Here is a 24,240-nt window from a genome sequence, read left to right as displayed (position 1 = left end):
TACAATCCATACGTGAAAAAGTTTTCCTCGCAAATATCATCTAACTCATCGCTGGGAAATAAAAAAAAGCCTCCAGAATGTTCTGAAGACGGATTTGCCTTTCAATATTCATAATCTTCGTTATATTGTGCCAGCTTGCTTCTTGTTAACGGTGTCACTTGAAAGGGCGGTTTTTTCGTATGAACAATAAAAGAAGCCGACTTGCTTGAAAGCAATCGGCTTGGAACATAAAACTTCAACAACTCACGAAAAATGTACATCCGCTGTCGCGAGTAAACGCACAAAACGATTGCCAAGCATCCCATTATGATGCGCTACAATTTGTTCACTGCTCAGCACCTTGCTATTAAATGTACTATGCGCATCTAATACGAGCACGTTGTTCTGGTATCCCAGACTATAGGCGCTTCGGCAAGTCGTGTCGAGGCAAAACTCGGTCTGCATCCCCGCGATTACGAGTTGATCGGCCCCCAGTTCCTTTAGCACATGGCCCAATTCAGTTTGGTAGAAGCTGTCCCAAGATGATTTACGGACAATTCGTTCATGAGGAAGAGGACGCACCACGTCGGCGATGGCCCAGCCTACACTGTTTTCCCGGAAATCCTCATCCGCTTCATCGGTATGCTGTACAAAAATCACCGGTGTACCTGTAGCTCTGGCTTTGTCCAAAAGCTGCTGCAAATGCGCTACAACTTCCTGTTCACGATACAGCTTCTCATCATACATGAACATAGCCTGCTGAACATCAATCATGAGTAAAACGGTTTGCCCCATCGTTTCAATCCCTCCCTGTGTGTATCATCTAACTTACAATAGCATGTCTTCATGCCTTGCGGCGACATAAGGTGAACTATATAATAAAGAACAAGTTGGAACGGTCCGATTCGGACGAAAGGTGATTAAAATATATGACAATTTCGCAGGAGCAGTTTATGTTCCGTTCTGTCTCAGAGGCACAGACCGGGGCATTGGCAGGTTTTTTGGCAGCCAAAGCGGTCCCCGGAACGGTGATTGTGCTGGATGGAGATCTGGGAGCGGGCAAAACTGCTTTTTCCAAGGCTTTTGCCAGCCATTTAGGTGTGCCGGGTATCGTAAATAGTCCAACCTTTACCCTCATTAAGGAGTACGAGGGCCGATTGCCTTTGTATCATATGGATGTGTACCGGATTTCCCAGGACGAGGCAGAGGATCTCGGGCTGGACGAATATTTTTACGGGACAGGAGTATGTCTGGTGGAATGGGGTAGTATTATACCGGATATATTGCCGGAGCAGCGGCTTCACATGTATATAGAAACAACGGATGTCGGGGAGCGCTTGATTCACCTGACCGGGTACGGCGAGCCTTATGAACAATGGTGCCGCAGTTTGCGGGAGAATGGAGTTTGAACCATGCAAAGAGAGCATACAGATGTGAATGTAAAGCCGCGTGAGCGGTTTTTGACGTTAGATACAGCGACGACCGTGATGGCGGCCGCTCTGATGAACGGAAGAGAACTGCTGGGAGAAAGCAACGTCTATGGCGAACGTAATCACTCCGTGCATGTGATTTCCGAGCTGGAGCGACTGCTGAATGAAGAAGGGCTGACACGAGATGATGTAGACGGCATTGCAGTTGGTGTTGGACCGGGGTCTTATACCGGTATCCGGATTGCCGTGACCGCAGCCAAAACACTCGCTTGGGCCTGGGGTGTCCCGGTGACGTCCATATCCACTTTGCACGCTTTGGCGTGGGGTGGTTGGAATCGCGGCATCGAGATGAAGGGGCAAGAAGGTAAAAATGAGTCTGTGAATAACGGTTCGTCCGGAGCACAGGCAGCAGACTGGATTGTGCCCGTACTGGATGCGCGCCGTGGTCAGGTTTACACGGGGCTGTTCGCCGTGAGTACAGTTGACGACGTCGAGAGTCCGCAACGGCTGGAGCCAGATGCAATCCGGTTGATGACTGCTTGGACCGATGACCTGCTGCAACGGCTGGAGTCTTTGCCCTCTGAAGAGCGTCCTCCAGTCATTTGGCTAGTCGGTGAAACGGCGGTTCACGCCGAAACAGCCGAGCGCCTGCGTGCTTGGAGCGAGCTTCGTAGCGTACCTTATGAGCTGGAAGGAAGATGGGTTGGCCGCCTTGGGGCGGATAAGCTGCTTCGTCAAGAACATGACGAGCTACATACGCTGGTTCCTAATTATACCCAGCTGGCGGAGGCGGAAGCCAATCTGCTTCGCCAGCGCTGAAGAGAGCGGTGAACAACATGGCAAAGAACATACAGCGGGAAGAGAAACTTGAGTTTCGCTTGATGCAACTGAATGATATTCCCGATGTGCTGGAGATTGAGCATGAAGCGTTCACGCTACCGTGGACAGAGGAAGCATTCCGCAATGAGCTGACGATGAATCATTTCGCTAAATATATGATTATGGAACTAGACGGACAAGCCATTGGTTACGCAGGCATGTGGACGATTATGGATGAGGCCCATATTACGAATATTGCGATTCGTGAGGCTTATCGCGGACGTAAGCTTGGAGACAAGCTGTTGGATGAGCTGATGCAGACCGCCTCTTATTTAGGGATGGAACGTATGACGCTGGAGGTGCGGGTAACGAACCAGATCGCTCAAGGCTTGTATGAGAAAAAAGGCTTTAAGCCCGCAGGTGTGCGCAAAGGCTATTATTCGGATAATAACGAGGATGCTGTGATCATGTGGGCGGATCTTCCCGCGCATGGGGCATCCGGTGAACAGGAAGGAAGCGTGCAGAAGCAATGATGCAAGAGGAAAAAGTAGGTACAGGCTCCGCCTCCGGCGAGCCTTGCTATATACTGGCAGTGGAAACGAGTTGTGATGAAACGGCTGTTTCTGTCGTGAAAAATGGCACAGAGGTGCTCTCGAATCTGATTTCCAGTCAGATTGAAACACACAAAGCCTTTGGTGGTGTTGTGCCAGAGGTGGCTTCACGCAAACATGTGGAGAGCATCACCTACATGCTGGACGAGGCCATGCAAACATCAGGAATTACCCCACGCGAGATTTCGGCGGTTGCCGTGACACAAGGACCAGGACTGGTTGGTGCATTGCTGGTTGGTATTGTCGCCGCTAAGAGCGCTGCTTTGGCGTTCGGCAAGCCATTAATCGGGACGCATCATATCGCGGGACATATTTATGCCAATCAGCTGGAGCATGATATCGTATATCCGTGCATTGCTCTCGTTGTGTCAGGAGGACATACAGAGCTGGTGCTGATGGAGTCCGAAGGTCATTTTCAACTCATTGGTCGTACAAGGGATGATGCGGTTGGAGAAGCCTACGACAAAGTAGCGAGAGCCATTGGATTTCCGTATCCCGGCGGTCCGCATGTGGATCGTGTGGCTCATGAATCGGAGGAAGTGGTTACTTTGCCGCGTGCATGGTTGGAGCCGGATTCTTATGATTTTAGTTTTAGCGGTTTGAAATCTGCAGTGCTGAATGTAATTAACCAGACGAAAATGCGCGGAGAAACTGTTCATGTCGGAGCGATCGCAAGAGGCTTTCAAGAGTCGGTCGTCGAGGTGCTGGTGGAAAAGGCGATTCGTGCCATGCGTGAATACGGTGCGAAGCAGCTCCTGCTTTGTGGCGGTGTGGCTGCTAATCGCGGACTGCGTACAGCATTGCGTGAGCGCTGTGAGCGCGAAGGAATTGAGCTGCTTGTACCATCGATGAAATATTGCACAGATAATGCAGCGATGATCGGTGCTGCGGCCTACGCCAAATGGAAGCGCGGGGAATTTACCTCATTGGATATGAAGGCTGATCCAGGACTGTCTCTGGAAGAATGGTCTGTCCAAACTTAATTGAAGAAGAATGAGCAAGACACGGCACAGTTGAGTCGTGTCTTTTTTGTTCTGCTCCATAACTATCATAAAAATATAAATTCAAGAGGATAAAATACAGGAGTTTGAGCAAATGAATGGCAGTATCTCATTCCCTCACATTATTCGTCACAATTGTTCACGATTTTTCATGATTCATAAAAAAAATCTGGAATTTTGATACTGCCCGAATAATGATGTGATTTGTCAAGTTGTGAACAAAGTTATCCACATATACCGCTTCTAATGTGGATAACCGAGCCCGAAGCAAGCAGGATAAGACTTTTTGGAGATAGCAAGTTGGGGGATATGTAACACCTTTAGTTCTTGTGAAATCTGTGGATAATGTGGATAAAAGGGTGGATAAATTTGGTTTTCATTTGAAAACGGCTTTTTATCAATAAAAAAATGGCCCAAAAGGCCATTTTTCAATCTCATTCATACACATAAGTTGTGGATAATCTTGTGTACAAAAATACAAAAGAGGAAAATGTGAAATTTTTAAGGCTGAGATTTTATGCAGTGGTGTTTATTCTTCTAACAGCTCTTCCCAAGCGGTATAGGTTTCAGTCAATTCCTGTTTATGGGTGTCGAGTTGTGCCTGAATATTCTGAAGCGCTGTGTAATCCTGATAGATCTCAGGCAGGGTCATTTGTTCCTCCAGCCCTAAAATTTGTTCTTCCAGCGTTTTAATCTGGTTTTCCAATGCCTCCAGCTTGCGTTGACGGCTGCGTTCCTCGCTTTTGGCTTGTTTGTCCGCCGCATAGGTGGCGGCGCGTGATTTGGACGTGGTCTCGTCTGTCACGGATGCAGAGGCAGCCGATGTTTTGCCGCGTGTGGCCTGATTTGCCTCCAGAGCTTCCAGCGCAATTTCCTCTAACTCCTGCTTTTTGGCTACATAGTCATCATAATTCCCCAGGAAATGTTCTATCCCTTCAGGATGCAGCTCGATGACACGTTCCGCCATTTTGTTCAGGAAATAACGGTCATGGGAAATGAACAACAGTGTACCGTCATAGTCCATCAAAGCTGCTTCCAGCACTTCCTTGCTAAACAAATCCAGATGGTTGGTAGGCTCATCTAGAATTAATACGTTGGCTTCGCGCAGCATGAGCTTGGCCAGAGAAACGCGGGCTTTTTCCCCTCCGCTTAATGCAGCTACTTTTTTCAGTACATCGTCACCGCTAAACAGGAAATTACCCAGCACTGTACGAATACGTGCTTCTTCCATATGAGGGTATTCGCTCCACAACTCCTCCAGTACGGTATTGGCGGGGTTCAGGTTCGTCTGCTCCTGGTCATACAGGCCGATTTTGATTTTTGTGCCCCAGTGGATGGAGCCAGCAACAGGTTTAAGTGATCCGGTCAGACATTTGAGCAACGTCGATTTTCCGATCCCGTTCGGACCAATCAGTGCCACGGTATCTCCACGTTTTAAGTCGAACGATGCGTGCTGGAATAAAGGCTTTTTACCTTCATACCCCACAGAGAGGTCACGTACCTCCAGCACTTCCTTACCTGACATATGGGCTGTTTCAAAGGAAAAATGAGCCTTTTTCAAGTCTCCCATGGGCCGATCCATACGCTCCATTTTATCTAACTGCTTGCGCCGACTTTGAGCGCGTTTGGTCGTGGAAGCCCGTACGATATTACGTTGTACGAATGCTTCTAAACGGGCAATTTCTCCTTGCTGCTTTTCGTAATGTTTCAGGTTCGTTTCGTACTCGGCAGCCTTCAACTCCATGTAGCGGCTGTAGTTGCCTGTATATCGGGTAGAACGATGGCGTTCGATTTCAATAATCGTCGTTACCAGTCGGTCCAGAAAATAACGGTCATGTGATACAACCAGCAGAGAACCGGAGTAGCCGCGCAAATAGTCCTCCAACCAGGTCAGTGTTTGAATATCCAGATAGTTGGTAGGCTCATCGAGCATAAGGACATCTGGGGCGAGCAGTAGGATGCGTGCTAGCGCAAGCCGGGTTTTCTGTCCTCCGCTCAGAGTAGCTACAGGCGTCTCAGGTGCAAATGAACCAAAGCCCATGCCGTGCAGCACGCTGCGAATACGGGTCTCCATTTCATAACCACCGTGATCCTTGAACCAGTCTGAACGACGTGCATAGCGTTCCAGCAGATCTGCGTAGCGTTTTTCGTTTTGAGCATTGGCCAGGTCAGCGATGTCCTGTTCCATTTGCCGCAGTTCCCGTTCCGCTTCAATCAGGGGAGTGAACACCAGCATCATTTCCCCCCAGATAGAACGATCAGAATTCAAGCCGCTGTTTTGCGCCAGATAACCGATGCTGGTCTCCTTCGCCTTGAAAATTTGTCCACTGTCATAGGATATTTCACCAGCAATGATTTTGAGCAGGGTCGATTTGCCTGCACCGTTCACACCTACGAGTCCAATACGTTCACGTTCCAATATTTGAAGGTTAATCCCGTCCAGAACGGGCTCAATTCCATAGGATTTAGTAATTCCGGTTACTTGCAATAGCATAGCGTATCGTTCCTCCATTACATTTTGCACAGTTCTACCTGCTTTCTTCGCAGGTACCTTCCTTCCAGTTTACATGAAATTACCCACTATTGCACTGCTTTCACCCTGTAAACCCTTGAGCCGCGTGTAGTCAATTTGTATAAACAATGATAAACTTAAACGAGAAGTGAAAAAGAATGAAAAAAACTTGCAACGTACAGCACTTACTGACAAATGGGACAATAGCAACGTTTTAAAGATTATCGACGATTGTGCGGGAGGGCGGATGTGATGGATGTCTGTGATGTGAAGAACGCGCTGCGTTTGCAGCAACGGGAAGCGCGTGACTCCATGGACCCGCTGACAAGGCAGAAGGCATCGGCTGTGGCCTGTCGGCATGCAATCGAGGCATGGGAGCAGCTTAGAATAGACAGAAACGGAGATAAGCTAACATTATTTAGTTATCTCTCTTTTGGCAGCGAGATTTCGACGACCCCCCTCATTGAGCATTGCTGGTCACAGGGAGATCGTGTCCTGGCCCCAAGAGTGGATCCGGTAACCCGGACTATGGAGCTGAGGGAGATGGATCAGTACGGAGATATTGTACCCGGTATCTGGAACATCCCTGAGCCTGCTTTGACATGCAAGGAATGGTCGCCTGAAATGTGGGCGGGAATTGACTGGGTTGTTGTGCCTGGCTTGGCCTTTGATCGACGTGGGGGCAGGATTGGTTACGGCGGAGGCTATTATGACCGCTTTACCGTACAGGTAGAGGCAGAGAAGCGTAACAACAGCCACGTTGGTCCGCTTTATGTCTCGCTGCTGCTGCCGGGACAATTGCTGATACAGGTGCCCATGGAGCCAAGGGATTTGCGAGTGGACGTGCTGTTTACTCTGGATGGACGCTTAGATTGTGATTATGCAAAATTGACAAATGATGAATGAAGTAAAGTTGGGTATGTGAAAGGAGCTGTGAGGGAGTCGTGGATTCCTTTACTCATTTTAACGAACAGGGACGGGCTCGGATGGTAGATATTTCGGGTAAAACGTCTACGATTCGTACAGCAGTTGCCGTGACTCAGATTACGATGAATCCGGCTACATTGACGGCTGTAAAAGAAGGAAGAATCGGCAAGGGTGATGTTCTTGCTGTGGCCCAGGTCGCAGGGATTCAAGGTGCGAAAAAAACGTCAGACTGGATACCGATGTGTCATCCACTGGCCCTGACAGGCGTGAACATTACTTTTTCCGATAATGGACATGATGTGCTTCATATTGAAGTTGAAGTGAAGACCGAAGGTAAAACAGGTGTAGAAATGGAAGCTTTGACAGCGGCTTCAGCCGCAGCGTTAACCGTGTATGATATGTGCAAGGCGCTGCAAAAAGATATGATCATCGGCCCTACCATGCTGCAATCCAAAACAGGTGGCAAGCATGGGGATTTTCAAAGGGAGGACCACCGGGAACCTTGACATAGACAACATTGTCGCCGAGAGGGTACTGTGATGTGATGGAGGATGCAGCGTGGCTGTTTCTGATTTTCAGAAGAGAAAGTATTCTTTCATGATAGGAGAAGGGTGATCTTATGGTGTGGAAAACGGCGATCCTAACAGCCAGTGATAAAGGGGCAAGGGGAGAGCGTGAGGATACAAGCGCACAGGTCATCCGGGAACTCATCGAAGAAGAACTGGGCGGAGAGATTGTGGAATACCGGATCGTTCCCGATGAACCGGATGAAATTATTGCAGCTTTAATCGAAATGACCGATTATTTTCATGCAGACCTGGTACTAACTACGGGCGGAACTGAGCTGGCGATCCGTGATGTGACACCCGAGGCGACTAGGCGGGTTGTGGAACGGGAAGTGCCAGGCATGGCGGAAGCCATGAGAATGATCGTGATGCAGAAAAATCCAGCGGCTATGCTATTCCGTGGAATCGTGGGAATACGCGGACGTACACTGATCGTCAATTTGCCAGGAACGCCCAAAGGTGTGCATGAAAATTTGGCGGCGATAATGGACCAACTTCCAGAAGCGTTGCTTATGGTGACAGGCCAGTTCCGGTAGAAGGCAGCACATCGTGTGTGGTATGATACCTATAAGAATTTATAAGGCCGTATACGGGCAAAGATTCTTATTTTGTCCGTCAACATAAGGAGGATTACTACACATGCCCAATATTGGAGCACCGGGTTATATTTTGTTGATTATTCTGGCGCTGCTGTTATTTGGTCCGAACAAGCTGCCTGAGCTGGGTCGAGCTGTAGGGCGTACATTCCGTGAGTTTAAAAACGGGGCACGCGATATTTTATCAGAAGATGAACGGACTGAGCGTAAAGACAGCAAAGATAGTGTGGTCAAAGCATCACAAACGACGTCTTCAGAAGTTCAACCTCAGCCTGAGGATAAACGCTTGTCATAGATTTAGTTATAATTCTTGATGCTTGTACAATAAACAAGAGCCTCTTCTTCAGTGAAGGGCTTTATTTTTTAGGAGGCGCTGCTGCGTTCCGTTCAGAAAGGAGGAATGGACTTGACCCCATCAGAGCATGAAATGCCGTTAATGGAACATCTGGGAGAGCTTCGCCGCAGAATTATTTATGTGCTAATTGTATTTGTATTGGCACTGGCTGGTGGTCTGTTCGCGGCGGGTTCTGTCTATGACTGGCTTATTCGCTCCGGTTCGGCGCAAGCTTTTCAGTTAAACGCGTTTTCCTTTTGGGACGGGATTGGTATCTACATGAAGATCGCCATGATCATCGGGATTGCGGTGGCGCTACCGTTTGCCTGCTACCAACTGTGGAAGTTTGTCAGCCCGGGCTTAAGACCGCAAGAACGGAGTGCGACTTTGCGGTATGTGCCTTATGTGCTGCTTTTGTTCATCATTGGGGCAGCTTTTGCTTATTTCATTATTTTCCCAATGGCGATTCAGTTTACATCGTCTGTCACCAAAAGTATGGGATTACAGGAAACGTACGGGATAGCACAATATTTCACCTTTATGTTTAATATTGTACTGCCTGTAGCGCTGTTGTTTGAGCTCCCACTGCTTATCATGTTTCTGACGGGGATTCATGTTATAACACCAATGCGGCTTCGCAAATGGCGGAAGATTTCTTATTTTCTGCTTGTGTTCGTCGCGGTTGTCATTACTCCGCCGGACTTTATTTCCGATTTTTTGGTGGCGATTCCGTTGCTGGTGCTATATGAAGTGAGCGTGTATTTGTCTTCGGTCGTGTACCGCAGGCAGCTGCGTGCGCAGGAGGAACGTGAGGCCCAGTTGCGTGTAGCTTCGGAATAATAAGGCAGGACCTGAATGGCTCAGTAAACAATTTATTCGGGTCCGCGCTACATGACAACTTGCAGATAATGAATAGCATTTGTATATCATAACTATTTACAGAGTATGAACAGCAGCAGCTTAGCTGCCTTAAAAGTAACCATTAGCCTTGGGTTAACGGTTATTTTTCAGATAGATGGATATAATCGGGAAGGGCTGTCCATAAAAATTCCCATAAAAAATACATTAGGGACTTGAAATTCAATCTCAAGTTGAGTATCATAAAGTTGGTTGTTAGCACTGACGACTGTCGAGTGCTAATACATACAACATAACAACCAAATTACAGGATAAAACACTTAATAAGGAGGCTATTTTTTCATGATCAAACCTTTGGGTGAACGCGTATTGGTGGAAGCAATTGAGCAAGAGACAACGACTTCCTTCGGGATCGTACTTCCTGACTCTGCCAAGGAAAAGCCGCAAGAAGGCAAAATTATCGCGGTTGGCGCAGGCGCATTGAAAGACGGTGCCCGTATTCCTCTGGAAGTAAAAGAAGGCGACCGTGTCATTTTCTCTAAATACGCTGGAACGGAAATCAAATATGAAGGTAAAGAATATTTGATTATGAAAGAAAGCGATATCCACGCGATCATCGGTTAACCGGAACCCGGACAAGACCTGAATATAGGAATTGAAACAAATCATTCATAATCCATAGGGAGGTTTATCACAAATGGCTAAAGATATTAAATTCAGTGAAGACGCTCGTCGCTCTATGCTGCGCGGGGTTGACGCATTGGCTAATGCTGTTAAAGTAACACTCGGACCGAAAGGCCGTAACGTTGTACTGGAGAAAAAATTCGGTAGCCCGCTCATCACCAATGACGGTGTAACGATTGCAAAAGAAATCGAGCTGGAAGATGCGTTTGAAAACATGGGCGCTCAACTGGTTAAAGAAGTAGCAACCAAAACGAACGATGTAGCTGGTGATGGTACGACTACTGCTACTGTTTTGGCTCAAGCCCTCATCACAGAAGGCCTGAAAAACGTAACTGCGGGCGCAAGCCCAATCGGTATCCGTAAAGGGATTGACAAAGCGGTTAAAGCAGCTGTTGCTGAACTGCAAGCCATCTCCAAACCAATCGAAAGCAAACAATCCATTGCTCAAGTAGCTGGTATTTCCGCTGCTGATGACGAAGTAGGCGAACTGATCGCTGAAGCTATGGAAAAAGTGGGCAAAGACGGTGTAATCACGGTTGAAGAATCCCGCGGTTTTGCAACAGAGTTGGAAGTGGTTGAAGGTATGCAATTTGACCGTGGCTACATTTCCCCGTACATGATTACAGATACGGACAAAATGGAAGCTGTACTGGACAATCCATATATCCTGATCACAGACAAAAAAATCACAAACACACAAGAAATCCTGCCATTGCTTGAAAAAATCGTACAACAAGGCAAGCCACTCGTTCTGATCGCTGAAGACATCGAAGGCGAAGCACTGGCTATGCTCGTTGTTAACAAACTGCGTGGTACATTCAACGCTGTAGCTGTTAAAGCTCCAGGATTTGGTGACCGTCGTAAAGCAATGCTGCAAGATATCGCTGCCCTGACAGGCGGTCAAGTGATTACAGAAGAACTGGGTCTGGACCTGAAAACAGCTTCCGTAGACCAACTGGGTACAGCACGTCAAGTGCGTATCACTAAAGAAAATACGATTGTGGTTGACGGTGCTGGAAACAAAGCCGACATCGACGCTCGTGTTAGCCAAATCCGTACGCAACTGGAAGAAACCACTTCCGAGTTCGACAAAGAGAAACTGCAAGAGCGTCTGGCTAAATTGTCCGGCGGCGTAGCAGTCATTAAAGTCGGTGCGGCTACTGAAACAGAATTGAAAGAACGCAAACTGCGCATCGAAGATGCCCTGAACGCAACCCGTGCTGCTGTTGAAGAAGGTATCGTATCCGGTGGTGGTGTAGCGCTCCTGAACGTATACAAAGCAGTTGCAGCTGTTGAACTGCAAGGCGACGAGCAAACAGGCGTGAACATCGTGTTGCGCGCTCTGGAAGCTCCAATCCGCACGATCGCTGCTAACGCAGGTGAAGAAGGCTCTGTAATCGTTGAGCGTCTGAAACGCGAAGAAGTTGGCGTAGGCTTTAACGCAGCTACTGGCGACTGGGTAAACATGATCGACGCTGGTATCGTGGACCCTGCGAAAGTAACTCGTTATGCATTGCAAAACGCTGCTTCCGTAGCAGCAATGTTCCTGACTACTGAAGCGGTTATCGCTGACAAGCCAGAACCAGAAAAGGCTGCAATGCCTGACATGGGCGGCATGGGTGGAATGGGCGGAATGATGTAATAAAGGGTATCAAAACCCTGTAATACCGCTATTTAAAAGGCTCCCGAGAGGGAGCCCTTTTCTATAAAATCACATAAAAATCACATTCTCTGCACGGAGTCAGATTTGAAGGATGTCGGAAAAGTGATTTTTAATCTTTTCATTGGCATCTTTCTTCATTTTTTCTGTGACGTGTGTGTAGATTTTAAGTGTAGTTTTTGCGTCATCATGGCCAACTCTCTTCATGATTGTTTTGAGATCGACTTCAGCTTCAGTCAGCATTGATATATGGGTGTGCCGAAAAATGTGAGGAGTTGCTTTCTTTGTAATGGAGGTCTTCTTGAGAATGCGTTCCATTCGGATTAATATATTTTTCTGAATGAGCGGGTAGCCATTCTTGTGAGCAAAAACAAAGTTGTTTTCATGATAGTCAGTAAATAATTTTTTGTATTCAAGTCTGAGCGTTCGCTGTTTAACAATGTGTTCTTGAAGCAAATTCATAACAATATCAATTACATTAAATTTACGAATAGATCCTGTAGATTTGGGTGGAGTTAGAGTGTATTTACGCATGTTATTATCAGGATTGTAAAGTGTTTTGGTTATTCGTAACTCATTTAACTCAAAGTTAAAATCCGTATCTTTTAAAGCACAGAGTTCCCCAGATCGCATCCCTGAAAAGGCAAGCAAGTGAAAGATTTCAATGTCACAAGGTAAACCGTGTTCTTTCACTGGATTTAAAAATTCAGCCAGCTCATGTTTTTCTAAGTAACCATCCTCGATTGTACTATTTTCAATGCCTCTACCGTCAGCATTTTCGCCGGAATAATTGCACCCGAACATGGATTATCCAATCTCATTTTGTTTTTTATTGCATATTTCATGATCATATTCGCAGTTACGTGAACGCCCTCAATGGTTGTCCTGGCATACTCTTGATCATCTAAATCGTTTAAGATGTCCTGATGCTGTTTATGTGTAACCTTGTCTATTATGACCTTTGGAATATACCTTAGTAGGATCTTAATCTCTTTTTCTCTAACTCTCACGGTGTTTTTCTTTACTTTGCTCTTGGAATAAGTTTTTAACCAATCCCAGGCTACCTGTTCGAACGTTAGCTTCTTGATTTTTTTTGTATCTATTCCATGATTTTTTTGGGCATCTAAGACTTTCTGTACCCGCTCCTCAGCTTGCTTTTTAGTATCACCTCGACGTGCAATCTGATTTCTCTTACCAGTTACAGGATTAGGTAGGCCGTCTACTGTACAAATCCACTTATAGCCCTGTTTGTTGTTTGCTTTAATTTTAGTGAAGGATGCCATACATTCTATCTCCTTATATAGGTACAAATGTTCGCTTTAATAGTGATAAGAAAAGCCCAGAAGGGCTTTAGCTGTGAATGATTTGAACTAATTTTATTGTACAAAAACTCCAAACGTTTGAGAAATTTCCTTATATTTAGAATTACTCAGCTCTGCTTGCTCTAAAAATAATTCCGTACTTGGTTATCATAATTTTATACTCAATATTATTCTTTGTAATTTTCTTCTCGTTTTCGGAAGTTTTATTAGAAAGAGAACTTATCAAACCTGAATTGATGTCTACTACCTCGCCTCGAGTTAAATTCTGATTTGTAAGAATAGTCACAATGCCCATTACATTCGAAAAGTCATAAGCCTCTTGATCTATTGGCCATTCCAATTAAGAATAGCAGCCAGCGTGGTGACGAGGTTGTCGATTTCTTTGGCGGCAGCGGCTCCATGCTTATGGCATGTGAGCAGATGGACCGGACATGCCGGACATTGGAACTGGACCCGATCTTCTGCGATGTAATTAAAAAACGATTCCTGGAGAGTACTGGTATTGAGCCAGTCCTGTTGCATCGGGCTAAACCCGTAGCATAGGAAAAAGGAGGACGCGCTAACGTCCTCCCCCCAATCCAGGGTATCCCCCGGCTGAGATAGCGGCCCGCCACACGTGGCATTTTGCAGACATCCGCTATCTCGCATTCCAGTATATAGGAAAGCTGAGGGATACGACAATGGGAACAGCAGACGAACAATACAACACAGCATTACAACGCGAGATTGAAATCATAGAAGGTATCCTTGAAAGCAAGGCGCAGTACCGGAAGATTGTTAAGGCTGGCATAGCTCAGTGGGTCAAAGACCTGCAAGCTGGAAATATAAAAATGCAGACGGTCCAGGACTTGGATCGTCTAATTGAGCTGGATATAAAGCTTCAAAAGGATGAGTTGTAAAAGCATATAATAATCTTGTTAGTTAATGCATAAATATGGATTTATTAAACAACATTAAGATTTTATTGTAAAAGAAATTAGAAACATGGAATCTTTTAGTAGAATGAGGTGGTAGTTTAATATATTAAGGAGGAATAGAAGTATTATGAAGAAGAAACATTTAATTGCGTCAGCCTTATCTTTAGGTTTGCTAGGAGGAGCTATTGCTGTACCCAGTGCGATCTTTGCGGATTCAGATGCTGCAACTAATTCCGCAAATACATCGACGTACGCGACCCACGATGAGGTGAAAACACCTGGCAATCATGATATAAGTCTTTTTAGAACAAAAGATCTTTTTAATGTGAACCTTGACGGCAAGTCGCCATTAACAGAGTTCTCCATAGATCCTGGATATGGTCATGTTAAGATTCGTGTAAGAAACAACACCAAAGCTACGCTCACTTTTACCTTAAAGCATGTCGACAGTGGGAAAGATTATTTTACCAAGTATGTGGGTGCTGGTGATACATTTAATTGGTATAGCACGGATGGGTTTTCAAGCGGATTGCGCTCAGGTAAATATGAAATACAGTGGCGTGCCGGCGGAGCTTATGTAGACGCCTCAGCATGGGCTATATCAGCCACTAACCCAGATGAACTTTAATTAAACCAAGCTATAAAGTTTTGTATAAGAAAAACTAACTGGTAGCTCGCTTGATTGGAGAAGTTTCTTATACTGCAACGAAGCAAGGAAAGCTTCAGGCCATTCGGTTTGAAGCTTTCCTTGCTTCGTTTATAACTCAAAGGAGAAATGATATTGGTGAAAAAGAAAAAAAATTTTTTCATCAGCCTTATCTATTAGTTTGTTGGGGGCTGTTGTTGTGCCGAGTGTGATCTGTGCAAGTTCAGATGCGTCTGATTCTGCAAATACATCTAGTATTGCGACCAAAAATGCTGGTAAATCAACTATTAGTGACCAAGTCATAACTCCTCAAAAATCAAGAGATGTTTTTGAGGACATTTTCGACAAAAAGGACCCAGTATCACGTTTTGTATTAGATCCGGGATACGGGCATCTTAAAATTTTTGCCAAAAATAGAGGTGGTTCAACCATTACCTTTAGTCTGGTGCATACAGACAGTGGAAAACAATATATTGTTAAGACTATTGGTGCTCATAAAAAATTGTTCTGGGATAGTGTAAATTCTTTGTCACAAGGGCTGCGCTCCGGAAATTATGAAATACAATGGAGAGCTAACGGCGACATTGTGCATGTCACAACATGGGGTGTATCAGGAAATGATTCTGCAGATACATCCACTACGGCGACCCAAGATGCTAGTAAAACAACTACTGGTGACCATGTCATTACTCCACAAGCTACTGATGGACAAATTGTTGATCGTCCAGTAGCTGGATTTAATGATTCTGCTGATTTTGACGTTAAAGGAGGATATGGATATGTAAGATTGTACTTGAGAAACACAGGGGACACTACTATAACTTTTACTGTGAATCAGGGAAGTGCATCTGGTGCGGAAGAGTACAGTGGAACAGTAAAACCTGGTAAAACATTCGATGAAATATTAAATAAAAGCAAGGTATGGTCCACAGGGAAATTTTATGTTAGTTTAAGTAGCGGTTCTGGTTCCATGTCTGGAAAGCTCGGAGTTCGGACTAGTACTAATACGAATTTTTAAATATAATTTCTGGGAATCCGCCTTACTTTTCCTATCGACCCGGCAGAGATCAAATAACCGGAGGCAATGAAGTTGAAACCTTTACCGTCATAACTGGACATGAGCGCACAGGGAAACCCATCTCGAAAGTGAAACGGGTTTCTTTTTCTACTATCCTTCCGCGCTATTGGGAGAGAAAATTTGGGAGACGGATAGCAAGCAAACAGTCACCTACAAAACGCCCGAGGTGACGTGGAAGCTGCTGGAGCAATGGAAGGGTAAGCCGGTTGAGCTCAATTTTGAAAATCTGTTTGTAATCCCACCCTGCTGGCTAAAGCAAGTGGGGTGTTTTTTGTTTACAGGAGTGCTCTTATGACAAACGCAGTATTTCTACATAATTCGCAAAAAAAGATATTGACAACTGGTTAATTGCTGGACAAAAATAGTAAATGAATATAAAATTATGGGATTTTTATGCGAAGGGTGGCTAGGGCATGAAGCATACACCTACGATTCGAGCAGAATTAGATAGATACTTACAACAAAAGGGTTTGAGCATAGCGCAATTTGGACAACTTGCAGGCATGAATAGGGGAATAGTAAGTGCTGTTGTGACAGGGAATAAGTCAATGTCTGTTAACCAGCTTGACCTAATCACTGAGGCTATGGATTTACCAGAAGGGGATTTTTACGATCTGTTTATAGAAAACTACATTATCGACCATCCCCCGAATATGAGGCGAATCGAGCCATTTTTGTTTCGCTGTGCGGAGTTGGACAAGCTGGATGCGATCCGTCGAGTGGTGGGAGCTATCATGGACAATCTGCTATATTCACCCAAGCTATTTGAAATTGCAGAAGAATTGTTGGCGCAGGGACGACATGAGGCTGCGCACTGCTCTATGAGGGTGTGGCTGAAGCGGAGAAATATCAACATTCTGAGCGTTTGGCAGTCTGTCAATATCGTATATTCATGATTCAAGTTGGAGACGATCAAAGTCGGAATCTCAAGGCAGCAACGCTATTTGAACCCTTCGTGGAACGTCTGGATGAAATAGAACAGCTTGACGCGCTGAAGGATTTGGCTAACGTGTACAGGTCTTTGCGTAAATGGGACAAGGTAGAGGAAGTAGCAAAAATAATGAGGACTAAAGCGGAAATTCAATATAATTTGAAACATGAACACAAGAGTCGAGAATGTAATGAATCTACTAAGAAGCTGACTCGTCCTTTGTTTGTATACATTTCCTATGCTGACCTGCTGTGTGCAAGTGTCTATGAAGCCCAAGGCGATTATCAACAAGCTCTACAATATACATACGCCTATGCTAATTTAGATTGGGTTAAAGAAACAGATGAAGATACCCAACACTGGATTGGCTTGTTTAAGCACTGGGCAAAAGCTAATGTTATTGTGAATAAGCTTTTATCCGGAGATACAAAGGTGCTACAAGATTATGTTGAATATATTGATACGGCGGAGGATACAACTCAGGAAGACAGGGTCATCCAACTGCTGAATATTATGATAGCGGCTAACCGATATGATATCGATGTTAGTAATATAATTAAACGCTTTGAAGCGGACATGGTATCATTATCGCAACACTCATCAAGTGATATGTATACTCAACAAGTGGTACCAGACTATTTTGCGTGGTGTGGTTACGAGTTAGCTCATTATTATTTACATCGAAGCTTTTACGATGATGGTTTTAAACATTTGATGTATTCAATGGTAAGTTATCATACACTAAATAATGAGACTTACTTCATAAATTGTATGGGGCTGTTTTTACATTTTCGGGAGCATGCAGTTCCTGAAACCAAAGCAGCATTTTTAAATCTCATTGAAAAGGTGTGGATGAACAATGTTAAAAAAAATGGTACTGTTGATCATCGCGGCTAGCTTTTTATTTATCGTTACTGTACCCGTTCACTCGCATGATATACGGCCTCAAGTACAGCATGGGGGCGCTTAAACGTAAGCAGTGCAAATCCCCGCTAACCTTAACTGGTGGGTGGGGATTTTTTATTGAAGTAATTACCACACCGTTCACCGAATGAATTATCGAGGTGATCAGCATGAACCATACATATAAAGTGTTAAACTCAGATATCGAACTATTTGCAGCTGCATTAAGCTAGGTAAGAGTATACGTTGTTCAGTCATTGGGAGAAGACGTGGTATCGGTTGTAGACTATGGAGGGACAGTAGAAAAGTTTTCGCCCGATACGATTAAGATTGCCGGAGCGTACTATATGCGGAATCAGTTTGAATTAGAGTAGATATGAAAGGACCTACCAGATTGTAGACGGTAGTCTCTTTAAGGTAGACCATATCAAAAAATAGAAGGGGAAAATGATGAAGAAAAGAATATTTCTGTTCTCGGTTTTGTCTTTAAGCATGGCGATTACGGTAGGGGCTACTTCAGCTTCAACAAGTAAAACTAGCGAAAACATCATAATTAATCAAAGATCGAGCGGAGGCGCAACTGTAGGAGAGTCCTTTGATGTCCCTAAGGGATGGGGGCATGTTAAACTTCGTATGAAAAATCACTCTAGTCATCCAGTAAAAGTAAGTTTAACTCATAACGGTTCAAACAAACTATATATTGAAGCATTAGTAATTGCTCCTCATGACACAGTTATTTGGAAAAGTACTGATGAAGGTATCACCAACGGTTTGCGTTCTGGAAACTACACACTTCAGTGGAGAGGCAGTGATTATAAAGTTAATGGGGAAACATGGGGAATAGCTGATTCACAGCCTGGAAACCTCTAAATTACCCTGCTATACAACTTGTCCTTCAAGCCATTTGGTGAGGAAGGTTAATTATGTGTTTGTTCAAGCCAGCAAGTGAATTAATCCCCTTAATTGGTCGGGAGAGCTTTTTTCATTGATCAGTTTGAATTTAGAGTAGATATGAAGAATTAGGTGTCGGGATGGTTAGCTGATATTATTGCTAGAGCTATCGAGCTATATTCCTTTAATAACTGTGATTAACAACGATTAATGACGGAGGAAGAATGAAAAGAAAGTGGTATTTAAGACCAATGGTCATAATTTTAATGATCCTCATAACTCCACCGATAGGCTATTTGAATGTGTTCTTCAATAAAAAGAAATTTGAACCATCTGAACGCTTAGGCTATTTGACAATAGCCACAGTATTCGCTGCCCTATGGTTAACAAAATTTCTACCGAATCCATGGCGAATTCCCGCTATAATAGTTGTTGCACTTATTGGGATGTTCATATTCAGAAAAAATAAATAGTCGAGTAATCAAAAAGCTCTGCAAACCTTAATTGGTCGGCAGAGCTTTTTGATTAAAGAAATTGTTTCAGACGGACATTCAAGGTGCTATGAATCCACTTTTTAAATGTTCGATGAAAATAAAGTTTTGATAACTACAACAAAAGAAACAATGGTAGCCTAGGACGGGAAAATAAAGCCCTAGACTATCGCTATTTCATTGAACTAACGTTTCCCGTTAGTTCAATCAATTCTGTTGCCATCGTATATGCTGGTGGTGAACCAGGTCTTCTACATTACTATATCGTCTTTCGTAAGTTTTTGGTACAGGGCTATCTTCTCGTTGGCAAGGGAAATCATGCACTCAAGTTCCTGCCGCTTGGATTCCAGTTCCACCAGATGCTTTTCAAGAATTTCTATCCGTATGTGTAAGGCAGGAGTAAAATTAGCAACTTCTTCCCCTTTTTGAATTTTATCCAGTACACATCCGTCACGAGTAAATTCCGTAATCTCCTCAAGCGACAATCCCAATTTTTTTAATCTAATTAAACATTGTATATATGAAACCTCACTTTCGGTATAAATGCGTGTCCTTCCATTTCTTCGATTTGGTTCCTGTAGCACTCCAATTTTTTCATAATAGCGAATCGTATAAGGAGTTAACCCCGTTCTTTCTGATACTTGACTTATAGTAAGCATTGCTTTTTTATGTCACTCCTTTTTTCTAAACCAAAATTTAAAACTATTATACATCTTTAAGTCAACTCGAAGTCGATATTTGCACCTCAAACTTCATTTCAAAAATTTGTGCTTGATTTCTAGTTGACTCTAACTTGTAAGCTAAAGTTGCTAATTGATATACATGAAACATAAAAAAACTAAAGATAAAAGGAAATGGTGTCAAACTTATTTTGATGGAGGCATAAACAATGAACAACAAATATTTCACGATTCAACAAGCAGCGGAAGGTATCTGGGGTGCTATTTCGGTACCTGGTAGTGGTTCGCTGGGGAATGCGGCAATTATTGACATTGGGGATTTGACCGTTGTTGTGGACACAACTAACCTACCGCATTCTGGTGCTTTGTTACGTCAAACCGCAGAACAATTAACGAATAAACCAATTAAATATGTGATCAATACTCATTTCCATGGAGATCATGTCAACGGCAATCAGGAATTCATGGAAAGTGATTTTATATCTACCGTTTGGACAAGAGATTTGCTATCTGAAATGGGTAAAGTGAATATTGATCTAATGCAACAAAACATTCAGAAGTTAATAAATAGCCTACATGAAGTACGTTCACAAGAAAAAAATCCGCACATGTTAACCGAAATCGGCTATGATCTTTCCGTGCAGAGAGCCCTGTATGATGCTATCCCTTCCCTTCGTAGGGTGATACCCACGATAACTTTTGACGATAAACTAGTTATAAAAGGAGCAAAACGTACTGTCGAAGTTTTATCCTACGGAGGCGGCCATTCTTTAAGCGATGCCGTTATTTACGTACCTGAAGAACGAACCTTGATTGCTGGTGATTTAATAACCAACAAGACGATTCCGGTCATGCCATACGGTAATCCATACGCTTGGATACGCATCCTTAGACGCATTCAAAGAGATCTGAAGGTAGATACTGTCATTCCCGGGCATGGAGATGTGTCCACTCCAGATAAAATCCTAGATGTCATTCGCTTTTTAGAAAAAACGATCGCTTATGTGTCTGAAGCTGCGACGAGCGGAAAACCAGAGTCTTACTGGTTAAATGAAGGTGTATTAAATGGCTATGAAGATTGGCATCTAGCTCAGTATTTCAGATGGAATTTTCGCTGGCTCTTCAATACAATGCTTGTTCAAAATAATAGATGAGACACAACTAGCACTCCCTTTAACTCCACCAGATTCACAAGGCCAGTTCTGAATGGCAACCCGGCAGCACGTTTGGGTATTTTCAAACGTAATTGGCAGTCTGCTTGTTAGGTTAACCTGCCACGTTAGCTTAACATCGCCGTTCAGTCTACAACTTTTCAGCAGATTGCCGTAATATGTTAGATCTGGAGATAAAGACGCGGAGGTGTACAGAAAGCTTAAAAGTTAGTTGCTTGCTTTTGAGCAAAATAACTATATTATGGGGCCGGATAAGTCTACACTACGAGATATCGTCATTCTGGAGAGTTGGGAGCGGGATAGAGCATACCTATGCCGCCAAGAGAAGGTGAAATATTTTAGAAAATTAAATTCTCAGAAATATCAATGCTACTTTGTATACCCCATTATACAATTGTAAGGAAGTTGTTGATTAGAATGAATTATGTCGGGGGCAAAAAAACTTATGCATCAAGGGCTTCTATGATTAGACGCCCTGTTTGACCACATAGCGTAAAACAAAAGGCTGATTATGGACTCTCTCATAATCAGCCTTTTTAATGATCCAAAATGCAGTGTTATATAGATTTACACATGATCTATAAGGGTTTTTCGGTTCATTACATTTAAAATGAAAGCGTTGACATGTATTTCAACCCGCTATATACTTAGCTTAATTAAATGAATAGCTCTAGGATTGTTACTGTTACGCGGGCAAAACCTAAGGAACAAAATGTTAAGATCTAAGGATCTTATGTATTTTGTTATACTTAGGTTTTTTTGTTTATAGAGAGAGGAAGGTTAAATACAAGTGGTTTCGGCACTCTGCTGAAGCCATTTTCTTCTATTTATATGTTCACATCTGAGAGGAGCGACAAACTTGGAATACAAATATGAGCTGGTCCAGGCAGACAATCATTTTCCGTTAAAAATTATAGTTCATTCCTCAAATGAACCAGCGTACATACCTGGGCATTGGCACGACAGCATCGAAATATCCTATGTGCTTTCAGGAAGAATCGACCATATCTACATCGATGGCGCGAGTTATAGCTCCAAAGAAGGAGATATTTTGCTCATTAATTCGAATGCCATTCATTCCTTTTCTGTAGCTAAGGGAAAAGGGAGAGAGGCTATAACGGTTCTGATTCCTTCTGAATTTATTAGAGCAAATGTTAACGGCAGTGACCCGATTTCATTTGACTGCGTATCCATTTTTGAAACTAACGAGCAGAGATTACTGCATTTTGCGGAGCTGCGTGATTTGTTAAACACCTTATTTGTGGCTTATCTCAACCGGCATAATGACCCTTTAGCGCATATCCATTTAACGTCATTATCTTATAAACTGGTGTATCTGTTATTAATGCATTTTAAAATGGATCATGAATCTATCCGTGGCTTTAACTCCGATAAATATTTGGAGCGGCTGACGTTGATAACCGATTATATCAAAAAGAATTACGATCAAAGCTTATCCTTGGATTCGATAGCTCAGGTTTTTGGGTTGTCTCCCGAATATTTGTCCCGGTTTTTTGTGAAGCATGTAGGGATGACCTTATTTCAATATATCAATGCCATCCGTCTGGAGAGATCTTATCGTGTTCTTATGAATACGGATCATTCCATTATACAAATTGCGCTGGAGCACGGATTTCCGAACGAGAAGTCTTTTGCCAGGGTATTTAAAAAGGTTTATCAGGCAACACCGCATCAATATCGAAAAGAGAACAAGGGGTATTCTGGAGCAAGGAGTCAGTAATTGACCTGAATTAGGCTAATAAAAGACAGGATACAAATAAAAAAATCATTAAAATAAATAATGTAAGCGTTTTATTAATGGACCCGGGAGGTAAGACATCATGTTTAAACGGTTTCAAAAGGCTGCTAAAACAACTATGTTATTCACTTTAGCTATCGGTACGACCCTTGCTTTCAATTCCGGTGCATGGGCCAAGGATGTAAAGATACAGCCCACCTCGTACCGGACGGTTGCGGAGGTTAAGGATTGGGGAGCAACCATTACGAAGATCATTGTTAACCTGGGAAAGCCGGTACCTAAAGATGCGATCACCAAGGATACATTTAAGGTGCATGTAGAAAGAAGCGATAGCAGGCTGGTAAATCCTATTTTTGAGGAAGGCAACCGGAAAGTCACCAAGGCCTATGTATCGGACAAAAGTGGCAACCCTGTAAATAAAACCGGAAGCTACGTTGTATTGGAAATGGAAATCGGCCCGGCCTTAACACTAAGCTCCGCTATTCATTATGATGCGGCAGGCTCCGGGTTTAATGCATGGAATGATAACAAATACACGATCACGCAGCAAAAAGCTATTAAAACCAAATCAGGAACGATTTCCGGCTTGAAGATTGATACTTCCGCAGGAGAGATACGGAAGCTGGTTGATCAATATACAACTGGCAAAGCTACTTTTGACGGTGTTACTTTAACGTATGTGGACTACGCACCGGCACAAGACAAAGTGAAAAACCCTCTAGTGATCTGGCTGCACGGTATGGGTGAGGGAGGTACCGATCCGACGATTCCGATTTCCGGAAATAAAGCAGCGAATTTTGCTTCTAAGGATATCCAATCCTATTTTGGCGGGGCTTATGTGTTGGCACCTCAGACCCCAACCTACTGGATGGATGGCTTTACAGGCTTTGGGGACGGAACCTCCAAGTACGAGCAAGCATTGATGTCCTTAATTAAGGAGTACGTGGCCAAAAACAAAGACATTGATACAGATCGAATCTATATTGGCGGAGACTCCAACGGCGGTTACATGACTATGCTGATGATCCGTGATTATAAAGATTATTTTGCAGCAGCAGTGGTGGCCTGTGAAGCCTTAAAGGACAGCCTTATAACCGATGAACAGATTAACGAAATGAAGGACCTGCCGATCTGGTTTGTGGCTGCCAAAACCGACACCGTAGTACCGCCCAACGATTATACGATTCCGACCTACAACCGTTTAGTGAATGCCGGAGCAAAGGATGTTCATATGTCGTTATTTGATAACGTAGTGGATACCTCTGGTTTGTACAAGAAGAGCGACCAAACACCGTATGAATACAACGGCCACTGGTCCTGGATTTACGTGTATAACAACGAAGTATCGAAGGTGATTAACGGAAAGAAAACAACGATGATGCAATGGCTGGCCTCCAAAACATTGGACTGAAAGGTATAGCTAGCAAATGAAAATAGCAATATGATGTAATAGGCTTCTTTAAAGTTCAATGA

At 43.8% G+C, this 24,240-nt stretch carries 21 protein-coding genes and 4 pseudogenes; 21 read left to right on the top strand and 4 right to left on the bottom strand.

The genetic code is table 11. The features are described 5' to 3' along the window. Nucleotides 1-243: 243 nt before the first annotated feature. Nucleotides 244-774: a cysteine hydrolase family protein gene (locus MHB54_RS06590; protein ID WP_023987467.1), complete on the bottom strand. Its 531-nt coding sequence runs from the start codon at nucleotides 772-774 to the stop codon at nucleotides 244-246. A 134-nt stretch (nucleotides 775-908) separates the two neighbouring features. On the opposite strand from MHB54_RS06590, the gene tsaE reads away from it, so the two are divergent. Genes tsaE through tsaD form a run of 4 tightly spaced genes read left to right on the top strand, consistent with a single transcriptional unit; the run spans nucleotide 909 to nucleotide 3,822 of the window. After that, the gene (gene tsaE / locus MHB54_RS06585; protein ID WP_053324873.1) at nucleotides 909-1,388 is read left to right on the top strand and encodes a tRNA (adenosine(37)-N6)-threonylcarbamoyltransferase complex ATPase subunit type 1 TsaE; all 480 of its coding nucleotides are present in this window, start codon (nucleotides 909-911) and stop codon (nucleotides 1,386-1,388) included. Between the two features lie 3 nt (nucleotides 1,389-1,391). Then, nucleotides 1,392-2,228 carry a tRNA (adenosine(37)-N6)-threonylcarbamoyltransferase complex dimerization subunit type 1 TsaB gene (tsaB, locus tag MHB54_RS06580; protein WP_053324874.1) on the top strand — a complete coding sequence of 279 codons (837 nt, stop codon included), beginning with the start codon at nucleotides 1,392-1,394 and terminating at the stop codon, nucleotides 2,226-2,228. Nucleotides 2,229-2,245: 17 nt separating this feature from the next. Further along, nucleotides 2,246-2,761, top strand: coding sequence for a ribosomal protein S18-alanine N-acetyltransferase (gene rimI / locus MHB54_RS06575; RefSeq protein WP_023987470.1), 516 nt, complete (start codon nucleotides 2,246-2,248; stop codon nucleotides 2,759-2,761). After that, nucleotides 2,758-3,822 (top strand): tRNA (adenosine(37)-N6)-threonylcarbamoyltransferase complex transferase subunit TsaD, encoded by a 1,065-nt coding sequence (tsaD, locus tag MHB54_RS06570; RefSeq protein WP_028543081.1) that lies wholly within the window; start codon nucleotides 2,758-2,760, stop codon nucleotides 3,820-3,822. Before rimI ends, tsaD begins: the two co-directional genes overlap by 4 nt. 547 nt (nucleotides 3,823-4,369) lie before the next feature. Here tsaD and MHB54_RS06565 read toward each other — a convergent pair. Next, on the bottom strand, nucleotides 4,370-6,334 hold the full coding sequence (locus tag MHB54_RS06565) for an ABC-F family ATP-binding cassette domain-containing protein (RefSeq protein WP_254348189.1): 1,965 nt from the start codon (nucleotides 6,332-6,334) through the stop codon (nucleotides 4,370-4,372). Between the two features lie 270 nt (nucleotides 6,335-6,604). On the opposite strand from MHB54_RS06565, the gene MHB54_RS06560 reads away from it, so the two are divergent. From MHB54_RS06560 to groL, 7 genes are all read left to right on the top strand, one after another. After that, complete coding sequence (locus tag MHB54_RS06560; RefSeq protein WP_340982134.1) at nucleotides 6,605-7,258, top strand: 5-formyltetrahydrofolate cyclo-ligase; 654 nt, start codon at nucleotides 6,605-6,607, stop codon at nucleotides 7,256-7,258. Between the two features lie 38 nt (nucleotides 7,259-7,296). Beyond that, nucleotides 7,297-7,785: a cyclic pyranopterin monophosphate synthase MoaC gene (gene moaC / locus MHB54_RS06555; RefSeq protein ID WP_013309211.1), complete on the top strand. Its 489-nt coding sequence runs from the start codon at nucleotides 7,297-7,299 to the stop codon at nucleotides 7,783-7,785. 113 nt (nucleotides 7,786-7,898) lie between these two features. Next, a complete protein-coding gene (locus MHB54_RS06550; protein WP_013309212.1) occupies nucleotides 7,899-8,381 on the top strand; it encodes a MogA/MoaB family molybdenum cofactor biosynthesis protein in 483 nt (160 codons plus the stop codon). 103 nt (nucleotides 8,382-8,484) lie between these two features. Continuing rightward, nucleotides 8,485-8,736 carry a twin-arginine translocase TatA/TatE family subunit gene (locus MHB54_RS06545; protein ID WP_013309213.1) on the top strand — a complete coding sequence of 84 codons (252 nt, stop codon included), beginning with the start codon at nucleotides 8,485-8,487 and terminating at the stop codon, nucleotides 8,734-8,736. Nucleotides 8,737-8,847: 111 nt separating this feature from the next. Then, nucleotides 8,848-9,615: a twin-arginine translocase subunit TatC gene (gene tatC / locus MHB54_RS06540; protein ID WP_023987474.1), complete on the top strand. Its 768-nt coding sequence runs from the start codon at nucleotides 8,848-8,850 to the stop codon at nucleotides 9,613-9,615. Between the two features lie 360 nt (nucleotides 9,616-9,975). Then, nucleotides 9,976-10,257: a co-chaperone GroES gene (gene groES, locus MHB54_RS06535; RefSeq protein WP_007429271.1), complete on the top strand. Its 282-nt coding sequence runs from the start codon at nucleotides 9,976-9,978 to the stop codon at nucleotides 10,255-10,257. 73 nt (nucleotides 10,258-10,330) lie between these two features. After that, the gene (gene groL / locus MHB54_RS06530) at nucleotides 10,331-11,959 is read left to right on the top strand and encodes a chaperonin GroEL (protein ID WP_013309215.1); all 1,629 of its coding nucleotides are present in this window, start codon (nucleotides 10,331-10,333) and stop codon (nucleotides 11,957-11,959) included. Between the two features lie 99 nt (nucleotides 11,960-12,058). On the opposite strand, the pseudogene MHB54_RS28690 reads toward groL, so the two are convergent. Continuing rightward, a pseudogene (locus MHB54_RS28690) lies at nucleotides 12,059-13,260 on the bottom strand (tyrosine-type recombinase/integrase). 345 nt (nucleotides 13,261-13,605) lie between these two features. On the opposite strand from MHB54_RS28690, the pseudogene MHB54_RS06515 reads away from it, so the two are divergent. The 7 genes and pseudogenes from MHB54_RS06515 to MHB54_RS06485 form a co-directional block, all read left to right on the top strand. Continuing rightward, nucleotides 13,606-13,842: pseudogene (locus MHB54_RS06515) on the top strand (DNA methyltransferase); the annotation flags it as partial. 137 nt (nucleotides 13,843-13,979) lie between these two features. Beyond that, nucleotides 13,980-14,198, top strand: a complete 219-nt coding sequence (locus tag MHB54_RS06510) for a hypothetical protein (protein WP_076294994.1) — start codon at nucleotides 13,980-13,982, stop codon at nucleotides 14,196-14,198. Nucleotides 14,199-14,343: 145 nt separating this feature from the next. Continuing rightward, entirely contained in the window at nucleotides 14,344-14,844 is a 501-nt protein-coding gene (locus MHB54_RS06505; protein ID WP_076294993.1) for a hypothetical protein, read from the top strand. Between the two features lie 217 nt (nucleotides 14,845-15,061). After that, nucleotides 15,062-15,880, top strand: a complete 819-nt coding sequence (locus MHB54_RS06500; RefSeq protein WP_264454054.1) for a hypothetical protein — start codon at nucleotides 15,062-15,064, stop codon at nucleotides 15,878-15,880. 473 nt (nucleotides 15,881-16,353) lie between these two features. Continuing rightward, nucleotides 16,354-17,768: pseudogene (locus MHB54_RS06495) on the top strand (transcriptional regulator). Nucleotides 17,769-17,944: 176 nt separating this feature from the next. Further along, nucleotides 17,945-18,148: pseudogene (locus MHB54_RS06490) on the top strand (hypothetical protein). Between the two features lie 73 nt (nucleotides 18,149-18,221). Next, nucleotides 18,222-18,644 carry a hypothetical protein gene (locus tag MHB54_RS06485; protein ID WP_413630604.1) on the top strand — a complete coding sequence of 141 codons (423 nt, stop codon included), beginning with the start codon at nucleotides 18,222-18,224 and terminating at the stop codon, nucleotides 18,642-18,644. Nucleotides 18,645-19,407: 763 nt separating this feature from the next. Here MHB54_RS06485 and MHB54_RS06480 read toward each other — a convergent pair. Then, the gene (locus MHB54_RS06480) at nucleotides 19,408-19,815 is read right to left on the bottom strand and encodes a MerR family transcriptional regulator (RefSeq protein WP_023987566.1); all 408 of its coding nucleotides are present in this window, start codon (nucleotides 19,813-19,815) and stop codon (nucleotides 19,408-19,410) included. 230 nt (nucleotides 19,816-20,045) lie between these two features. Between MHB54_RS06480 and MHB54_RS06475 the strand changes: the two genes are divergently transcribed. From MHB54_RS06475 to MHB54_RS06465, 3 genes are all read left to right on the top strand, one after another. Beyond that, nucleotides 20,046-20,990, top strand: a complete 945-nt coding sequence (locus MHB54_RS06475; RefSeq protein WP_023987567.1) for an MBL fold metallo-hydrolase — start codon at nucleotides 20,046-20,048, stop codon at nucleotides 20,988-20,990. Between the two features lie 877 nt (nucleotides 20,991-21,867). After that, nucleotides 21,868-22,749: an AraC family transcriptional regulator gene (locus MHB54_RS06470; RefSeq protein WP_023987568.1), complete on the top strand. Its 882-nt coding sequence runs from the start codon at nucleotides 21,868-21,870 to the stop codon at nucleotides 22,747-22,749. A gap of 100 nt (nucleotides 22,750-22,849) precedes the next feature. Continuing rightward, a complete protein-coding gene (locus tag MHB54_RS06465; RefSeq protein ID WP_264454053.1) occupies nucleotides 22,850-24,178 on the top strand; it encodes a prolyl oligopeptidase family serine peptidase in 1,329 nt (442 codons plus the stop codon). The last annotated feature ends 62 nt before the right edge of the window (nucleotides 24,179-24,240 follow it).

The sequence above is a fragment of the Paenibacillus sp. FSL M7-0802 genome (assembly GCF_038004945.1).
GTDB classification, from domain to species: Bacteria; Bacillota; Bacilli; order Paenibacillales; family Paenibacillaceae; genus Paenibacillus; species Paenibacillus polymyxa_B.
This window is presented reverse-complemented; position numbering and strand designations above follow the sequence as displayed.

Coding starts and splice junctions, on each gene's coding strand:
- rimI (WP_023987470.1), top strand. CDS start 2,246: ATGGCAAAGAACATACAGCGGGAAGAGAAACTTGAGTTTCGCTTGATG.
- MHB54_RS06480 (WP_023987566.1), bottom strand. CDS start 19,815: ATGCTTACTATAAGTCAAGTATCAGAAAGAACGGGGTTAACTCCTTAT.
- tsaE (WP_053324873.1), top strand. CDS start 909: ATGACAATTTCGCAGGAGCAGTTTATGTTCCGTTCTGTCTCAGAGGCA.
- tsaB (WP_053324874.1), top strand. CDS start 1,392: ATGCAAAGAGAGCATACAGATGTGAATGTAAAGCCGCGTGAGCGGTTT.
- MHB54_RS06550 (WP_013309212.1), top strand. CDS start 7,899: ATGGTGTGGAAAACGGCGATCCTAACAGCCAGTGATAAAGGGGCAAGG.
- MHB54_RS06465 (WP_264454053.1), top strand. CDS start 22,850: ATGTTTAAACGGTTTCAAAAGGCTGCTAAAACAACTATGTTATTCACT.
- MHB54_RS06545 (WP_013309213.1), top strand. CDS start 8,485: ATGCCCAATATTGGAGCACCGGGTTATATTTTGTTGATTATTCTGGCG.
- MHB54_RS06485 (WP_413630604.1), top strand. CDS start 18,222: ATGATGAAGAAAAGAATATTTCTGTTCTCGGTTTTGTCTTTAAGCATG.
- groL (WP_013309215.1), top strand. CDS start 10,331: ATGGCTAAAGATATTAAATTCAGTGAAGACGCTCGTCGCTCTATGCTG.
- MHB54_RS06510 (WP_076294994.1), top strand. CDS start 13,980: ATGGGAACAGCAGACGAACAATACAACACAGCATTACAACGCGAGATT.
- tsaD (WP_028543081.1), top strand. CDS start 2,758: ATGATGCAAGAGGAAAAAGTAGGTACAGGCTCCGCCTCCGGCGAGCCT.
- MHB54_RS06560 (WP_340982134.1), top strand. CDS start 6,605: ATGGATGTCTGTGATGTGAAGAACGCGCTGCGTTTGCAGCAACGGGAA.
- MHB54_RS06565 (WP_254348189.1), bottom strand. CDS start 6,334: ATGCTATTGCAAGTAACCGGAATTACTAAATCCTATGGAATTGAGCCC.
- groES (WP_007429271.1), top strand. CDS start 9,976: ATGATCAAACCTTTGGGTGAACGCGTATTGGTGGAAGCAATTGAGCAA.
- MHB54_RS06590 (WP_023987467.1), bottom strand. CDS start 774: ATGGGGCAAACCGTTTTACTCATGATTGATGTTCAGCAGGCTATGTTC.
- MHB54_RS06475 (WP_023987567.1), top strand. CDS start 20,046: ATGAACAACAAATATTTCACGATTCAACAAGCAGCGGAAGGTATCTGG.
- MHB54_RS06505 (WP_076294993.1), top strand. CDS start 14,344: ATGAAGAAGAAACATTTAATTGCGTCAGCCTTATCTTTAGGTTTGCTA.